17 protein-coding genes and 1 pseudogene are annotated in these 15,903 nt (G+C 31.0%); all 18 read left to right on the forward strand.

The genetic code is table 11. The features are described 5' to 3' along the window. The first annotated feature begins 249 nt into the window (after window positions 1-249). Window positions 250-354 carry a putative metal homeostasis protein gene (locus ACRCJ0_RS01125; protein WP_149314769.1) on the forward strand — a complete coding sequence of 35 codons (105 nt, stop codon included), beginning with the start codon at window positions 250-252 and terminating at the stop codon, window positions 352-354. Between the two features lie 220 nt (window positions 355-574). Beyond that, window positions 575-1,018 carry a methylated-DNA--[protein]-cysteine S-methyltransferase gene (locus ACRCJ0_RS01130; RefSeq protein WP_431389240.1) on the forward strand — a complete coding sequence of 148 codons (444 nt, stop codon included), beginning with the start codon at window positions 575-577 and terminating at the stop codon, window positions 1,016-1,018. 169 nt (window positions 1,019-1,187) lie between these two features. Further along, on the forward strand, window positions 1,188-1,937 hold the full coding sequence (locus tag ACRCJ0_RS01135) for a DUF3862 domain-containing protein (protein ID WP_431389241.1): 750 nt from the start codon (window positions 1,188-1,190) through the stop codon (window positions 1,935-1,937). A gap of 187 nt (window positions 1,938-2,124) precedes the next feature. Further along, window positions 2,125-2,448, forward strand: coding sequence for a hypothetical protein (locus ACRCJ0_RS01140; RefSeq protein WP_431389242.1), 324 nt, complete (start codon window positions 2,125-2,127; stop codon window positions 2,446-2,448). 86 nt (window positions 2,449-2,534) lie between these two features. Further along, the gene (locus tag ACRCJ0_RS01145) at window positions 2,535-2,831 is read left to right on the forward strand and encodes a hypothetical protein (protein ID WP_431389243.1); all 297 of its coding nucleotides are present in this window, start codon (window positions 2,535-2,537) and stop codon (window positions 2,829-2,831) included. A gap of 317 nt (window positions 2,832-3,148) precedes the next feature. Further along, the gene (locus ACRCJ0_RS01150; RefSeq protein ID WP_431389244.1) at window positions 3,149-3,544 is read left to right on the forward strand and encodes a sugar phosphate nucleotidyltransferase; all 396 of its coding nucleotides are present in this window, start codon (window positions 3,149-3,151) and stop codon (window positions 3,542-3,544) included. Window positions 3,545-4,252: 708 nt separating this feature from the next. After that, window positions 4,253-4,879, forward strand: a complete 627-nt coding sequence (locus tag ACRCJ0_RS01155; protein WP_431389245.1) for a sugar transferase — start codon at window positions 4,253-4,255, stop codon at window positions 4,877-4,879. After that, window positions 4,879-5,730 carry an NAD-dependent epimerase/dehydratase family protein gene (locus ACRCJ0_RS01160; protein ID WP_431389246.1) on the forward strand — a complete coding sequence of 284 codons (852 nt, stop codon included), beginning with the start codon at window positions 4,879-4,881 and terminating at the stop codon, window positions 5,728-5,730. Before ACRCJ0_RS01155 ends, ACRCJ0_RS01160 begins: the two co-directional genes overlap by 1 nt. Before the next feature lie 30 nt (window positions 5,731-5,760). Next, a complete protein-coding gene (locus ACRCJ0_RS01165; RefSeq protein WP_431389247.1) occupies window positions 5,761-6,906 on the forward strand; it encodes a glycosyltransferase family 4 protein in 1,146 nt (381 codons plus the stop codon). Next, window positions 6,907-7,752, forward strand: coding sequence for a glycosyltransferase family 2 protein (locus ACRCJ0_RS01170; RefSeq protein ID WP_431389248.1), 846 nt, complete (start codon window positions 6,907-6,909; stop codon window positions 7,750-7,752). Further along, window positions 7,739-8,833, forward strand: coding sequence for an EpsG family protein (locus ACRCJ0_RS01175; RefSeq protein ID WP_431389249.1), 1,095 nt, complete (start codon window positions 7,739-7,741; stop codon window positions 8,831-8,833). Before ACRCJ0_RS01170 ends, ACRCJ0_RS01175 begins: the two co-directional genes overlap by 14 nt. An 18-nt stretch (window positions 8,834-8,851) precedes the next feature. Next, window positions 8,852-9,937, forward strand: a complete 1,086-nt coding sequence (locus tag ACRCJ0_RS01180; RefSeq protein WP_431389250.1) for a glycosyltransferase — start codon at window positions 8,852-8,854, stop codon at window positions 9,935-9,937. A 27-nt stretch (window positions 9,938-9,964) separates the two neighbouring features. Further along, window positions 9,965-11,149 (forward strand): polysaccharide pyruvyl transferase family protein, encoded by a 1,185-nt coding sequence (locus tag ACRCJ0_RS01185; protein WP_431389251.1) that lies wholly within the window; start codon window positions 9,965-9,967, stop codon window positions 11,147-11,149. Window positions 11,150-11,159: 10 nt separating this feature from the next. Further along, entirely contained in the window at window positions 11,160-12,560 is a 1,401-nt protein-coding gene (locus ACRCJ0_RS01190) for a lipopolysaccharide biosynthesis protein (RefSeq protein ID WP_431389252.1), read from the forward strand. 35 nt (window positions 12,561-12,595) lie between these two features. Further along, window positions 12,596-13,105: an acyltransferase gene (locus ACRCJ0_RS01195; protein ID WP_431389253.1), complete on the forward strand. Its 510-nt coding sequence runs from the start codon at window positions 12,596-12,598 to the stop codon at window positions 13,103-13,105. Between the two features lie 38 nt (window positions 13,106-13,143). After that, window positions 13,144-14,136, forward strand: a complete 993-nt coding sequence (locus ACRCJ0_RS01200) for an SGNH/GDSL hydrolase family protein (protein WP_431389254.1) — start codon at window positions 13,144-13,146, stop codon at window positions 14,134-14,136. A 409-nt stretch (window positions 14,137-14,545) separates the two neighbouring features. Further along, window positions 14,546-14,956: a transposase family protein gene (locus tag ACRCJ0_RS01205; RefSeq protein WP_431389255.1), complete on the forward strand. Its 411-nt coding sequence runs from the start codon at window positions 14,546-14,548 to the stop codon at window positions 14,954-14,956. Window positions 14,957-15,215: 259 nt separating this feature from the next. Continuing rightward, window positions 15,216-15,757, forward strand: a pseudogene (locus ACRCJ0_RS01210) (transposase). Window positions 15,758-15,903: the final 146 nt, after the last annotated feature.

Below are 15,903 nucleotides of genomic sequence, written 5' to 3' on the forward strand. Positions count from 1 at the left end.
GCAATAGATTAGTAGTGGTAAAAGAACATTTTCTAGTCCTTGTTTTCTCTTACTAGGTCATATCTTTAGCTTTCTTATAGTAACCTATTAGAAGAGGAGACAAACATCTTATGTTTGCGCTCCTTTTTTAATCTTCTCTTATCCTTGGTTGACAGACATATTGGCAGCCATTAAAATAAGCATATAACATTAAATCGAAATCATTACGATTTAATGTAGTTGCAATATAAATATCAAGGAGATAGAAAGATGGCAGAAAAAATGGATTTAGCTAGTGCACGGCGCCGGATGAAAAGTCCCAACCGTAAGACCCGACAACGGGCGCAAAAGGTATTGAAGGCTATAAAGAAATAAAAGCACTAAAAAAGAGTTGATTGATATTATGTGTCAATCAACTTTTTTATTGGCCTAAAGGGACTTGTTGCTTAAATGTTTGATAGTGTATTTATAGTGAAATGACAAAATTCATAAACGGTAAAGCCCATCAACCTGCTATATATACCAGTAAAGAATTACTCGCCAACAACTAGGACTCTGTTATAATATAAATCATCATATTTAAAGGAGTTCTCTCATGTTATATAAATATCCGTATCAATCTGAATTAGGCATTATTACATTACTAGCAAACGACCATGGATTATTAGGCGCATGGTTTGAGGATCAATCCAATTTTGGCGGTACATTTGATCTCGATAAGATAGAACCTATTGCAGAATTTCAGCAATCAATGATTATCAATGAAGCGGTGAAATGGCTAGATGCATACTTTGCCAAGCAACCATTTGAAACGATCGATTTTCAATTAATGCCTCAAGGCACAGCTTTTCAACAAGATGTGTGGTCTGAAATACAAAAGATTTCCTATGGACAAGTTATTACACTAGGCCAATTAGCTGATAAAATTGAGGCTAGACAAACTAAAGGGCGAGGATCAGTAAATGCTATAATTGGAGCAATTGATAACAATCCAATAGCTATTATAATTCCAAGCCACCGAGTTATAAATATGAATTAAACAAATATTGGTGACTATTTTAATGATAAGATGATATTAGATTGAAAAAAATTTTTTAACAAAATTATCAAATTTATATATTTCGAACTCCAGCTCAAGCTATTTATAGAAAAATAAAGATCTCATTCGTTGTCAGGTTGCAAGGAGGTCATTCAGATAGGGGATAAATATGCGTAAAAAGAACTTTAATTCAATTAAAATAAAAAGAGCGACAATAATTCTCGCTACTTTATTTTTTCTTATTTTTCTATCATTAATGGTTAAAAATTGGTTTAAACATCCGTTAGATAAAGGTCAACCTCATATAATTGAATCTACTTCGACTGAAACAGAAAAGAGATTTACAGAAACTCTTAATGAAACAGAGATAGAAGATATCGAGATAGAAAGTGGTGGGACGGGTAAACCTGTAGAGACGCCATTACAAATTGAAGAGTTTATGAATATTTATGAACTCTTAACAGTAATTGAACCAGGAACTCGAGATTCAGAAAGTGTTTCGATAAAAGATTTAAAAGAATCTTTTGGTGAACCTACGGAATTTTCGAAAAATGTGCAAGAGAATACAATTAATTATATTTGGGAAAGACCAATTAAAGGAGAAAAGAACTCCGTTTTAAATGTTCGCTTTTCCGATGGTCAGGCAGTTACTAAGAGTGTAATTGGTCTGGATTCTAGGGGTACTACAATTATTAATAAGGATACATATAATGGAGTTTCTACTGAAAGTGATTTTACTTTTTCTCGTGCTAAAAGATTATTAAAGCAACCTGATGGAATTACTGAATTTATAGAAGATGGAGATTTAATGCAAATAGTTTCCTGGATTTCTAGAAAAGGGAATGAAGAAGGAGCTAATATTACAGTTGTCTTTAAAAATGGCGTGGCTATCCATAAATCATCAAGTGGATTAGAGTAGATTTTATTATTTGAATTCTTATTAACTCAGTATCTGAGTAATGGTATATTATAAAATAATAGATTAAATAAAAGTATTATGTAGCAACAAGTAGGAAAGATATATATATGTCAAAATTAATTAGCTATTTGAAAAAGGAGTATGAAAAAACAAATAAATTACGTGCTGTAAGATTTCCTTTAAGAGTATGTCCAATTGGTGCACACCACGATTATCAAAATGGTCGTGTAACGGGGATGACTTTTCCAGTGTTGATATGGTATATGCGCCTAGGGAGGATAATTATGTACAAATCCAGAGCAAAGAATTTCCAAATAAAGAGATTTTTTCTTGTTCACATGATTTAGAATATATACCTAGTTTTTACGAATCATATATCCGTGGTGCGGTTAAAGCTTTACAGCAAGATTATGTTTTAAAGGTCGGAGTTAATGCGGTAGTATCTGGGAATCTGCCAATCGGTGGACTTTCCTCCTCAGCTGCGGTTACAACTGGCTATTTAATGGCCTAAAAAATGATATTATAGACCAATCAACTAATGTGTTGAGTATGGTTAACCAATTAACGATAAAGGTCTGCGCAATAAATGAATATTAAATGATTGATAAAGGTAAAACATTTAAAGATTTCGAACTAATAGTTGTTTATTCTGGTATTTCTAAAAACTTAATGGCAACTGACTTTAATAATCGAATTGATGAAGTTCGAGTTGCAGGATGGCTGTTAACTGAATTGGCTGGATTACCACTTCCACCTTTGGAAGAAGTTAAATTACGAAATATTCCATTCGAAATCTACGAACAGTATAAGGATCAACTACCAGAAAGGTTTAGAAAGCGTGCTGTTCACTTTTATACCTTCAATTGTCAAATTAAGTGTGTTAGAAGAAGCTAAAGCCTGGGAAAATGGAAATATTAAAGCATTTAGGCTGTTAATGTTTGAATCGGGCAATTCTTCATTCTACCAACAAGAAACAGGAATACCAGAAATGAAGTTGATTTTGATATTTTGAAAAATACAGAAGGTGTTTATGGTGAACGACCAAGTGGCGCGGTTATAGGATTAATCGACTCTCTCTAGAAAGATAAGATTAAGACTGAAATTGATAAAGTGTATCTAGATAAATATCCTGAAATTAAAAACAAGTATGAAGTGAATTTCTGTTGTACTGATGACGATGCTCGCTTTAATGAGTTAGAGGAGTTACTTTAATGAAAGCAATATTACTTGGTGCGGGGTACGCCACTAGACTTTATCCTTTAACTAAAGATAAGGCTAAACCCCTATTAGAGGTGGCAGGTATAACAATAACCAATCACCTTGTAGAGAAAATAACTAGCGTTCCGGAAATAGATGAAAGCATCATTGTAACGAATAATAAATTTGCAAATCAATTTGAAAATTGGGTGGCTCAAGCAAATTATGTTATTCAATTAACTGTCGTTAACGTCGGTACGTTAACAAATGAAACACGACTGGGTGCTATAGGAGATATCCAATATGTCATTGACCAGGAAGATGTTGCCGATGATTTATTGATACTTGCTAGTGATAACTTGTTTGAATTTGAATTATCTGATTTTGTAAATTTTGCGAAAAAAATATAATTCTGATGCATTAGCAATGGACTACGAAGATGATATCAATCAATTAAAGCGAAATGGTACAGCATCATTTGATGATAAAGTTGCTATAACTGATTTTGTAGAAAAACCAGAAAATACATCATATCAATAATGTGTACCAACATTTTATGTTCTAAAAGAGACAACTTTACCTTTAATAAAACAATATTTAAATGAAGGGAGTAATCCAGATGTACCCGGAAACTTTATTCCATATTTCATACTAAATAAAAAGTGAAAGCATTTGTTTTCGAAGGTAAGCGATATGATATTGGGACCATAGAGAGTTATAATAAAGTGCAAGAAATTTTAAAATATAAATAACAACTAAAAGGATAAACTTAATGCATTTAAGAAAGTTTTAGGTGCATTAAGTTTATGTATATTTGAATGAAGTTACAAATCTTTTAAGCTATAATAATAAAGGTTGGAAAAGTATTTCTGTACAAATCGGCGACTTGAAATAACCGAAGATATCTATTTCAATTTATGAAAACTTTATTTTTATAAATTTGGATGAAAATATGAATTGCACAAAAAAAATTTTTCCACATATGAGACTAATATTAAAATTGTTACAGATATGTAAAAAAGAACGTAATAATGATTAACTTTTGATATGATAGACAATGATGTTTAAATTTTTGAAAAATTTTTTTAAAAAAAGAACAGTTTTTTGGGGGACAATTTATGTATAAATATGTGAAGCAACTACTTGATTTTTTATTGTCATTGGTCGGATTGATTATTCTCAGTCCGTTGTTTTTATTAATTGCTATATGGATAAAATCAGATTCTCCAGGGCCTATTTTTTTTAAACAAAGAAGAGTGGGGAGGAACAAGCAGCTTTTTAATATATATAAATTCCGTTCTATGAGAACTGATACACCAGCGGACATGCCGACACATCTATTAAATGATCCGACTGCGTTTATTACTAAATCGGGTCAATTCTTACGTAAAACCAGTCTTGATGAATTACCTCAAATTATTAATATTTTTAAAGGCGAAATGTCCATTATAGGTCCAAGGCCAGCGCTTTGGAATCAAAAAGATTTGATTGAAGAACGTGATAAATATGGTGCGAATGATGTTAGACCAGGTCTTACAGGATGGGCGCAAATTAATGGACGCGACGAATTAGAAATACCTATAAAGGCAAAATTAGATGGCGATTATGTTAAGAATATAGGTTTCTTATTTGATATAAAATGTTTTGTGGGTACTATCTTCAGTGTATTAAATTCAGATGGTGTAGTTGAAGGTGGGACTGGGGTCATTAAAAAAGCTAAGCAAGAAATTGATGAGGAAAAATAATGAAACGAATTTTGATTACAGGAAGAAATTCCTATATTGGAAATGCTTTTGAAGAATGGGCCAATCAATGGCCGGAAAAATACCAAATAAACAAAGTTACTGTTCGTAATAATGCATGGCGAAGTGAAGATTGGCACTCGTACGATGCAATTTTACATGTGGCAGGAATAGCACATAATTCTTCAGATACTAGTTTAGAAGATTTGTATTATAATGTAAATCGTGACTTAACATTTGAAATCGCGAAAAAAGCTAAAAATGACGGGGTACCACATTTTATCAATATGTCGAGTATTATTGTTTTTGGGACTAATCAAGATGAAATTAACATTAATACTGAACCAAATCCTGATAACTTTTATGGGGATAGTAAATTACAAGCAGAAAAATTACTTGAAACACTTAATGATCCAAATTTTAAAATTACGCATGTGCGACCGCCAATGGTTTATGGAAAAAATTCGAAAGGAAATTTTCCACTATTAGCAAAATTAGCTTTGAAAACACCTATTTTTCCAGATTACGATAATAAAAGATCAATGATTTTTATTAAGAATCTTACTGAGTTACTTCGTTTAGTGATAGAAACTGGGGTAACCGGATTTATCCATCCTCAAAATCCAAAATATGTTAGAACGAGTACTTTGGTTAAATTTATTGCAGAGGCAAATAATCACAAAGTATATGAAACAAGAATGGTGAATTTACCGATTAATTTATTTAAAAAAATTAATTTGATTAATAAAGTTTTTGGTAATTTATATTATAAAAATGATATGAATGATGGTAATTTGCCATACCAGAAATATACCCTAAAAGAATCTATCATAGATATTTATGATGAAATTTAGTTTGATGTTAGTATTTGATTGGAGACTCGTATGGTAAAAACAGCTTTAATTGTAACTTCTGTCGCTTCGATGATTGATCAATTTAACAAACCAAATATTGAACTTCTAAAGCGCATGGGTTTTCAAGTTACAGTCGCTACTAATTTTGAGAACCCGGGAAATTTGACAAAAGATAAAGTTGAAGATCTTTTTAATTATTTTAAACAAAATGAAATCGAATATATACAAGTGGCTATGGACCGCTTTCCTTTTACATTGAATAATTTAAAAGTTTTAAGGAAACTGTCTCAATTAATAAATGAAAATAAGTATGATATTATTCATTGCCAATCGCCTGTAGGTGGTGTATTAACTAGAATTGCAGCAAGAAAATGGCGTAAATCTGTTATTTACACCGCTCACGGCTTTCATTTTTTTGAAGGAGCCTCAAAATTTAATTGGTTAATTTATTATCCAATTGAATATTTATTGTCTCGCTATACAAATACATTAATTACGATAAATCAAGAAGATTATAAACGCTCGCTGAACTTTAGAGCTAAAAATCAAGTTTATATACCAGGAGTTGGGATTGATACTGGTAAGATAAGTGAGCTAGATATCAATAAAGAAAGTTATCGTGATGAATTAAATCTGAAAACAATAGATTTAGTATTATTATCAGTTGGAGAATTAAATGAAAATAAAAATCATAGAGTCGTATTGGAAGCATTGTCGACTATGAACTTATCTCATGTACATTATGTAATATGTGGGATGGGGGAGTTAAGAGAGGAACTTATCGATTACTCTAGAAAGTTATGTATATCGAACCAAGTGCATTTTTTAGGTTTTAGAACTGATGTATTAAATTTAATGCAAGTTTCAGATATATTTATGTTTCCATCTTTTAGAGAGGGTTTACCGTTTTCACTGATGGAAGCTATGGCTTCTGGACTCCCAGCTATCGTATCCGATATACGCGGAAACTGTGATTTGATTATGAATGATGCTGGTGGAAGATTGATAGATCCATCAGCTCCAGATATTTGGGCTACAAATATTGAAGAACTATTAAGTAATCCTGAGTTGAGAGCATCTATGAGTGACTACAATCTCAAGAAAATTAAAAACTTTGATATTCATAAAATCAATGAAAAAATGGCGAAAATTTATGCGGAAGTTGGAGAGTTATAAATGAGTAAAAGTAATCCAAAAGTTAGTGTGATTAGTACCGTTAAAAATGGAGAAAAAACGCTAGCTATGATGTTGGAATCGGTGGTAAACCAAACTTATGAAAATGTTGAGTTAGTTGTAGTAGATGATGGCTCAACTGATACAACACTCGATATATTGAACAAATTCAAAGATAAATATTCTACTATAAAAATTATTGAAACTGATGGTATTGGTCGTGTTCCTGCACTAAACAAGGCAATTCAAGAATCAGCGGGTGAATATATTGTGAATTTAGATGCAGATGATTTAATTCATCCGCAAAAAATACAAATACAAATGAATGAAATGTTAAATCATTCTGATTACTTTTTATTAGCAACAGATTCTATAATTGTAAAAGATTTAAATACAATTGAGTGGGACAAATTAGATACTCAAAAACCAGAAATTACAGATGTGACTGATAGAATTTTAATTAGAAATACTATTAACCATTCCTCAGTATTCATGAATAAACGAATTTTAAATGTATTAGGTGGTTACTCAACTCATCAAAAATCTCAAGTAGATTATGAACTGTGGATGAGAGCATTTGTAAATGATTTAAAAATGGGTATTATTAATTTACCCTTAACGGCTAAGAGAATCCATAGTAATCAGTCCTTTGAAAATAAAAAAAGATTTCAATATACTTACCGTTCTATGATTCTTCAGCAAAAATATATTCTTAAGTCAGGTAAATATAAATATATATTATTTTCAGTAGCTTCCTTTGTATTGGCTCAATTGCCATTTAATACAAGACAGAAAATAAATCAATACATTAGCAAGTATATGGATGGAGGCAAAAATGAACGTTCTTAATTTTAATTTTTTTATGTTATTTATTTATAGCTGGATTTTTAATAGTTTTCTTTCTGAAAAATCTGCAAAAAAACTTTTGGTAATATTTCAAACAATTCAGATGATTATCATTACTGGATTTAGATCAAAATGGATAGGGGTTGACTCAGAACGTTATGCTAGATTTTTTGGGGAAATTGCTCAAATTGACTCACTTAAAGGACTAATTAATTATCCAATGGAAATTGGTTATACCTTCTTGCAAAAATTTATATCTATATTCTCTGACTCATATACTTTCTATTTTTTTCTTGTTGCAAGTATAACTTACATTATTATAGGATTTATCATTTATAGATACTCAAGTAGCGCATTTTTATCTTATTTATTATTTATAGCATTAGGTTTTTTTGACTTCAACCTAAGTGGTATGAGGCAAGGGTTAGCGGTTTCGCTAGGACTTTTAGGATTTCATTATATGTACAATAAAGATATCAAAAAGTATTTAATTGCTATTGCGCTTGCAGTTTCGGTACATTATTCAGCAATAATACTTTTACCAATGTATTTTATCTATAACTATAAATTTAAAAAAACAACGCTATATTTATCAATTTGTTTATACATTGTATTATTTATCTTTAGAAATTACTTGGGTAGAATCTTTTCATTACTTTATTTTGAATCGGATGCTATTTTAAGCCAATATGAATCTACCAATACTATAGGTGGATTAGCCATTATGATTATGTTGATATTATTTGCGTGTGGTCTATTACAAAATACGTTTAATACTGATAATCGAAATATAAAAGGTTTATTAAATTTAGGAATAATCTCCTTATTCTTGCAAACATTTAGTTCATTTTCATATTTATTTACACGTTTAAATTTCTTCTACATGATTTATTTAATCTTACTAATCCCTGAAACAGTCTGGGAGCCAACCATGGGTGTACCATTAGAAGAAAAAAAATATTTTGGATATTCAAAGCTCGTGATGTTCACGATAATCATTGTATTTTTTAGTATCTATTATGTTTATGGTGTTGTAAATAATATTAATGAAATATTACCATACTATTTTTATTGGCAGCTTTAAAAGATAAGGTGGATTTTTTTGAAAAAGATACTTCAAGTAACTGCATCGTTAAAAATTGGTGGATTAGAAAGAGTTGCATATAATTACTCAAAATATCAACAAGATAGAAATATTCAGTATATCTACTTGGTCTATGGTAAAAAAATTGGAGAATATGAAAAAGATTTAATTGATAAGGGCGTTGATGTAGTTCATATCGATGAACCAAATAATAACTATATACATTTTATTAAACAGGTACACGAAGTATTAATTAAATACGGACCGTTTGATGCAGTACATTCGCATCCGTCCTTTAATAGTGGCCTAGTTATGCTAGCGGCACGGTTCGCAAAAGTACCCATTAGAATAACACATGCGCATACGGACAGATCAAGCATTCAGTTAGGATTCATTAATAAATTATATAATCGAATCATGCAGTTTTTAATACATAAATTTGCAACAGCGTATGTTGCAGTAAGTAGTAATGCTGGAAGTTACCTATTTGGCAAACAATTTTTTGAAAAGAATGGTCAGATAATTTTAAATGGAGTTGATCAAAGTAAATTTGATTACTCTGCAAAAATACGAAATAAAATTCGTGAAGAATTAAATTTAAAAGATGAGATGTTATTAGGACATACAGGGACTTTAAATAATGTTAAAAACCAAGAGTTTTTAATTGACTTGATGGCGACCCTTAAAAAAAGACCAACTAATAATTATAAATTATTATTAGTTGGTGACGGTGGTAATCGAGAGTTATTAGAAACATCAACACAAAAGTTATCCTTGGATAAAGATATCATGTTTCTAGGTCAATCTGATAGACCAGAAGAATATTTAATGGCAATGGACATTTTTCTATTCCCTTCAAAATTTGAAGGGTTAGGTTTATCTGCAGTTGAGGCGCAGATTTCTGGCTTACCAACACTTATTTCAGATAAAGTACCTCAGGAAGTGAACGCATCGAACGATTGTTATCAATTAGCATTAAATCAAGACTTATGGATTCAGAAGATAATCGGCATTAATAAAAATGATAAAAGAACAGGAATATACCTAGAAAAATTTGATATTGATCATCAAATAAGAGAAACAGAAAGATTGTATAAACTCTAGTTACATACAATCATCAGGAGGAAAGTAATGAAAGCATTATTGATAAGCAGATTTAATGTTCCAAATCTTGGAGATTTAGTAATTGGAGATCAATTATACCGGGAATTTAGTGATTTGATGGAAGTCGATCGATTTAGTTTATTCGGAAATCATGATCAAGTTAGAAATATCAACAAAGTTTTTTCTGATAAAGAAAAATGGAAAAATTACTTATTAGAAACACTGGATAATATACATTTATTACCGCTTATAAATTCTTATATGAGTTCTAGTAAGAAATCAGATAATAATAATGATTTAAAATTTTTTGAGGATAGAATCCATTCATATGATTTAATCATCTTTGGTGGCGGAAATATGTTAATGTCTAACTCAGACAATAATACAACTCTAAATAGAATAAGTGACTATATAACAAGTAGTAGAGGATTAAATAAGCCTGTTTGGGTAGTTGATGTAGGAATAGGCCCCTTTTATTCTGAGGATGATGCTAGGAATGCAGCTTCAACATTAAATAAATGTGACTATATTTCATTTAGGGATGAGAAATCTTATAAATTATTTAAAGACTATGGAGGCAATGTCGATAAAGCGATTGTTTCAGTTGACTCAGTTTTAAGAAAAGAGTATTCGTTCACTAGATTCAAAAAAGAAAAAGTAAATAATCGAGTAGCCTTAAATATTATTAATAGTGACTTAATAAAAAACAATTATCCAAATAGAAAAATTACCAATCAAAACTATATTGAACTGATAGCTAAACTATTAGATCAAGATATTAATGTCATACTTTACACGACTACAAGAGAAGATAATGTCGCTTTATCCGAAATTTATAATCAATTTAAAAAAGATCCAAAAGTTCAAAAAACAGATGTAAATGGATTAAAAGACATAGAGAATCTTTATAAATCAGTTGACCTTGTAATTGGCAGTAGAATGCACTCTATGATTTTATCTTATGTCATGTATACGCCGATAGTAGGATTATCATGGCAATCAAAAATCGATGCATTATTTACATTAATTGATGATGAACCAAGTAAATTTGATTTAAAAGCATTTGGTGTTGATAGTTCTAAGGTTTTGAATCAAATAAATAAAAAAATTAACTCTCTCGACAGTGAACAAAGAAAAATCCAATTAATTTTATCTAATATCAAAGAAAAAAGTATCGATTATCGAGAATTAATTGATACATTAGAAAGATAAGAAGGTTATTATGAATTCATATAAAAAATTATTTAATAACTCTATGGTATTTGCAATAGGAAGCTTGGGAAGCAAGTTATTGAATATAATCTTGGTTCCTCTTTATACCTACTATTTAAGCACCTCTGAATATGGATTGGTTGATTTAGGAATCACTACCATCGCAATGTTGTTACCGATTGTTTCCGGAAGCATGCAAGACGCAGTAATGCGTTTCTCAATGGATAAGACATTAAGAAGAGATAGGACTGTGACAAATAGTTTTCTGATAATCATACTAGGATATCTAATTTTTGTATTATTGTACCCGGTCATTAATGCATTAGATATTTTGCCTGGTATATTAAAATATTTATATATAGTTCTTTTACTACAAATATTTGATAGGTTTCTGGCTCAGTATGCCCGAGGTATTGGTCTTACTAAAGCATTTGCCATGGCGGGTTTTATTGCCACTTTATTTTTAGGAATATTTAATATTTTATTTATTGTACAATTTAATTTAGGGGTAGATGGTTACTTTTTAGCTATGATGGCAAGCTTTGCTATCAGTATCATATATCTATTATCTCAAACAAAAATCTACAAAAAAATACGATTTAGTCTAGTTGATTTGCCGTTTATGAGACAGTTACTATCATATTCGCTGCCTTTAATTCCGAACTCATTAATGTGGTGGACAGTCAACGCCTCGAGTCGATTTTTTATTCTACATTTTAATGGATATGAAGCAAATGGTGTATATGCAGTAGCTAGTAAAATTCCTACTGTAATTAACCTAATTAGTACAGTATTTGCACAAGCATGGCAATTATCAGCGATTGAGGAAGTAGAATCAAAAAAAACAACTACATTCTTTTCTAATATTTTTAATATACTTGTAACAACCATGTTCTTGGCTGCATCTTTGATAATTTTATTTATAAAGCCCTTGTTATCTATTATAGTGTCTGATGACTTTTATATTGCTTGGCAGGCTTCACCATTCTTAGTCATGGGCGTAGTATTTTCATCGTTTTCAAGTTTCCTAGGAGCTTTTTATATAGCTACTCTTAAAACAAATGGTGTATTTAGAACCTCTTTAATAGGAGGAGGTCTAAGTATCATATTAAATTTCATTTTAATTCCTATTTTAGGAATTATTGGCGCAGGTATTTCTTCAATGGTTAGCTTTTTTGCGATGTCAGTATTCCGTTTCTTTGATGTAAAAAGAGATGTTAATCTACAATTAGATTATAAAAAATTCTCCATTAGTTTAATGATAATATTTGTGCAAACAATTATTTTGTTTACTGATTTGACAATATCATTAGAAATATTCCTATCATCACTAGGATTTATTTTATTATTAGTAGTGAATATAGAAATAATAATATTTGGAATGAAAAATATTAAAAATATTTTGAAGTAAATATTTAGTAGGCAGTAGAAAAGGATTGTGATTCAATGAAACGCTTCTACGTATTTATCCTGAGAACGATAGGTAGTTGGCTCCCAAAGTCTAATAAAAAATACATTGGAGTTTTTGGAAAAATATTTCGTTTGTTTTTAGCAAATAGAATATCTAATGGAATTGGAAAAAATGTAAATATAGAGAAAGGTGCTGTTATAAGTCCAAATACTACAGTAGGTGACAATTCGGGGGTAGGCATTAATTGTGAGCTACCAGACGGTGTAAACCTCGGCAGAAACATTATGATGGGACCAGATTGTTTGTTTTACCCAAAAAATCATAAATTTGACCCTCAAACTCAAACCTACAGAGGTTATACCCCGATAAATGAAATTAAAATAGAAGATAATGCATGGATAGGTGCCAGATGTATCGTATTAAGTGGCGTCACTATTGGTAAAGGCGCTTTAGTTGGAGCAGGTAGTGTTGTTACTAAAGATGTACCACCATATACTTTGGTAGCTGGAAACCCTGCTGTAGTAAAAAAAGAACTACCTCAATAAAACAGTTTGCACTTTGGGCTATCAAAATAGGGGGCAATATGGAAGATAAAGGGAATTATTTTTCTGGAACTAATATAGATGAAATTATTGATACAGGTATTTATACTATTAATTATCAGACAGAAGGGACGATACCTACTGAACTAATCGGAAAATCTTGCCAATTAGTGGTAACACTTTCTTCAAATCGATGGGGTGTTCAGAACCTAACTGATATATTCGATAGTAGCTTAAAATATACTCGAACGTTTGATAAGCAGAATAAAGTTTTTAGAAACTGGGAGAAACTTTCTATCGGACGAATAAACTCCCATTTAACTGGAAAACGCATGGTATGTTTTGGAGATAGTATCACAGAATTCGGGAACTATCCTGACGTGATTGCAGATAGGACTGGAATGATTGTATATAATTGTGGTTTCCAAGGTACTAGATTAGCAATACATGGATCTTCTGAGTATGATAAATTTAGTGTTTCAAAATTAATTTATGCGATTTCTAAGAATGACTGGGCTGAGCAAATAGCTGCGAACAAACAAATAAATTATACGAACTTAAGCAAATTAATGAATATGGATTTTAATGAAATTGATTATGTATCTATTTTTGCAGGGACAAATGATTGGGCGGGTACTATTGCTACTGGATCCGTAAGTTTAGGCAGTGATTCTGATACCACAAGAAATACATTCTATGGAGCTGTGCCATACATCATAAAAACGCTATTAACTAAATTTCCTCACCTTAAAATTATGTTTGTGACACCTATTTTTAGAAGTAGGACATCGGTTGGTGATGACAGAAATAGTGATCAATATCCAAATAGAAATAATGTGATGTTGAGTGAGTTTGTTGATGCAATTGAAATACAAGCAAAAAAGAATCATATTCCAGTATTAAATCTATATAATACTAGCAATATCAATCAGTATACTGAAAAATTATATTTGAATGATGGTGTACATCCGACTGAGCAAGGCTATGAACTTATTGGACATAAGATTGCTTCTGCATTATTAGCTCAATTTTAGAATTTAGTTTTTTCAGACTTTTAAATTAAATAGATATGATTATGGATTTGGTCAATGGTACAAAGCTAGTAACGAGGTTAAGAAAAATGTTTATGACAATATAGAAATTTGCAATAGAATGTACATAGCCTAGCAAACAAAAAAAGCATTGTTCCCCGCCAATAAACCTCTAAAGTTTAAGTTACGACGCTTAACTTGGAGGTAGCAAAGGATGCTAACAATGACCGATATTAATATTATCAAAATTTGCGAAAAAATTACGGTAAATCAATTAATGAAAGGATCTATAATAAATAGTGTTGGTGAGATTTCATGTTGAATCTCATTGACACTATTTTTGTGTACGCAAAAAGGACATGATATTCTTAATTCATGTAAACTACGACGAATACAGAAAGAAGGAAAAATCATGTCCCATACTTCTGTTATAAAACAACTTTGCGGCATTTTCGACAATAATATTGATATTACAATACCAAAATTTATGCATCTGTTGCCACTTGAAAAGTATCACGAAATAAATCATTTCGTTTTACATAGGGTTATCACATACAAGCCTAAGGCTTGTATGCACTGTGGTGTAAAGAATACTGGTAATCAAGATATCATCAAACATGGCTTTAAACCAGCTATCATTCGATTACCGAACACAGCTACTAATCCTGTTTTACTTAAATTACGGAAGCAACGCTTTTATTGTAAACACTGTGCACAAACTTTTATCGCTGAAACACAATTAGTTGAAAAATTTTGCTGTATTTCTAAAGCCATTAAAGCCAAATTAGCTCTGAATTGGTTGAAACGCAATCTATGCGGTTAAACGCTAAACGTTATCATGTCTCTTCTCCAACAGTGGCCAGAACTTTAATGAAAGCAAGTATGGGACTATCACCTAAGGGAAATTATCTCCTGAATCACCTCGGTGTAGATGAGTTTAAATCGACTAGTCGTGTAGCGAATGCGATGAGTGCTGTCCTTGTGGACACGCATAATAGAAGGCTAATTGATATTGTCGTTGATAGAAAACGACGTCGCTCATCGATTACTTTTCTTCCTTTACCTGGGCTGCTCGAAGCAGCGTGAAGATAGTTTCGATTGATTTATATACACCTTATCTAGAGGTCATTCGCACATGTTTCCCTAATGCGAAGATTGTCATTGATCGATTCCGTTTAGTAAAGCTGTTGAATGAAACAATCAATTCTATTCGTATTAAAGTGATGAATGCTATCAAAACAAGTCGTCCATCGGACTACAAGAAACTCAAAAAAAATGGAAATTGTTGTTAAAGAATGCTGAAGATTTAAATTTCACGAATACACATTATGTTCGTCAATTTGGTGAAGCAATATCAGAACAACGTATTGTTGATTATCTTTTGAGTGTCTCACACGAACTTTTAGTTACTTATACACTGATGAATGAACTAAAATATGCCATTTCAACTCATGATATCAATATTTTCAATGAAATCCTACAAGGGACTATGAACCACATTTTGCCAAGTCGTACGAGAAGAACGATCAGAACATTAGTCAAATTCTTGCCTTATATACATAACGCCTTAAAATATATTGTATCAAATGGTCCTACCGAAGGTATTAATAATAAAATTAAATGAATTAAACGAACAGGTTTTGCATATTCGAACTTCCATCATTTACGTGCAAGAATTTTAGTCCAATTCAAATTAAATTACAAACCATCCAATCCTGAACCATATACATTTGAGGGGATGGCAAGCTAACCCAGGGATAGTGGTATATC

Source organism: Aerococcus sp. L_32, from assembly GCF_050689315.1.

Bases quoted from the DNA above. Each gene is read 5' to 3' on its own strand.
- ACRCJ0_RS01170 (WP_431389248.1), top strand. From the start codon at position 6,907: ATGAGTAAAAGTAATCCAAAAGTTAGTGTGATTAGTACCGTTAAAAAT.
- ACRCJ0_RS01160 (WP_431389246.1), top strand. From the start codon at position 4,879: ATGAAACGAATTTTGATTACAGGAAGAAATTCCTATATTGGAAATGCT.
- ACRCJ0_RS01190 (WP_431389252.1), top strand. From the start codon at position 11,160: ATGAATTCATATAAAAAATTATTTAATAACTCTATGGTATTTGCAATA.
- ACRCJ0_RS01195 (WP_431389253.1), top strand. From the start codon at position 12,596: ATGAAACGCTTCTACGTATTTATCCTGAGAACGATAGGTAGTTGGCTC.
- ACRCJ0_RS01125 (WP_149314769.1), top strand. From the start codon at position 250: ATGGCAGAAAAAATGGATTTAGCTAGTGCACGGCGCCGGATGAAAAGT.
- ACRCJ0_RS01175 (WP_431389249.1), top strand. From the start codon at position 7,739: ATGAACGTTCTTAATTTTAATTTTTTTATGTTATTTATTTATAGCTGG.
- ACRCJ0_RS01150 (WP_431389244.1), top strand. From the start codon at position 3,149: ATGAAAGCAATATTACTTGGTGCGGGGTACGCCACTAGACTTTATCCT.
- ACRCJ0_RS01205 (WP_431389255.1), top strand. From the start codon at position 14,546: ATGTCCCATACTTCTGTTATAAAACAACTTTGCGGCATTTTCGACAAT.
- ACRCJ0_RS01145 (WP_431389243.1), top strand. From the start codon at position 2,535: ATGATTGATAAAGGTAAAACATTTAAAGATTTCGAACTAATAGTTGTT.
- ACRCJ0_RS01155 (WP_431389245.1), top strand. From the start codon at position 4,253: ATGTATAAATATGTGAAGCAACTACTTGATTTTTTATTGTCATTGGTC.
- ACRCJ0_RS01130 (WP_431389240.1), top strand. From the start codon at position 575: ATGTTATATAAATATCCGTATCAATCTGAATTAGGCATTATTACATTA.
- ACRCJ0_RS01185 (WP_431389251.1), top strand. From the start codon at position 9,965: ATGAAAGCATTATTGATAAGCAGATTTAATGTTCCAAATCTTGGAGAT.
- ACRCJ0_RS01165 (WP_431389247.1), top strand. From the start codon at position 5,761: ATGGTAAAAACAGCTTTAATTGTAACTTCTGTCGCTTCGATGATTGAT.
- ACRCJ0_RS01200 (WP_431389254.1), top strand. From the start codon at position 13,144: ATGGAAGATAAAGGGAATTATTTTTCTGGAACTAATATAGATGAAATT.
- ACRCJ0_RS01140 (WP_431389242.1), top strand. From the start codon at position 2,125: ATGTCCAATTGGTGCACACCACGATTATCAAAATGGTCGTGTAACGGG.
- ACRCJ0_RS01135 (WP_431389241.1), top strand. From the start codon at position 1,188: ATGCGTAAAAAGAACTTTAATTCAATTAAAATAAAAAGAGCGACAATA.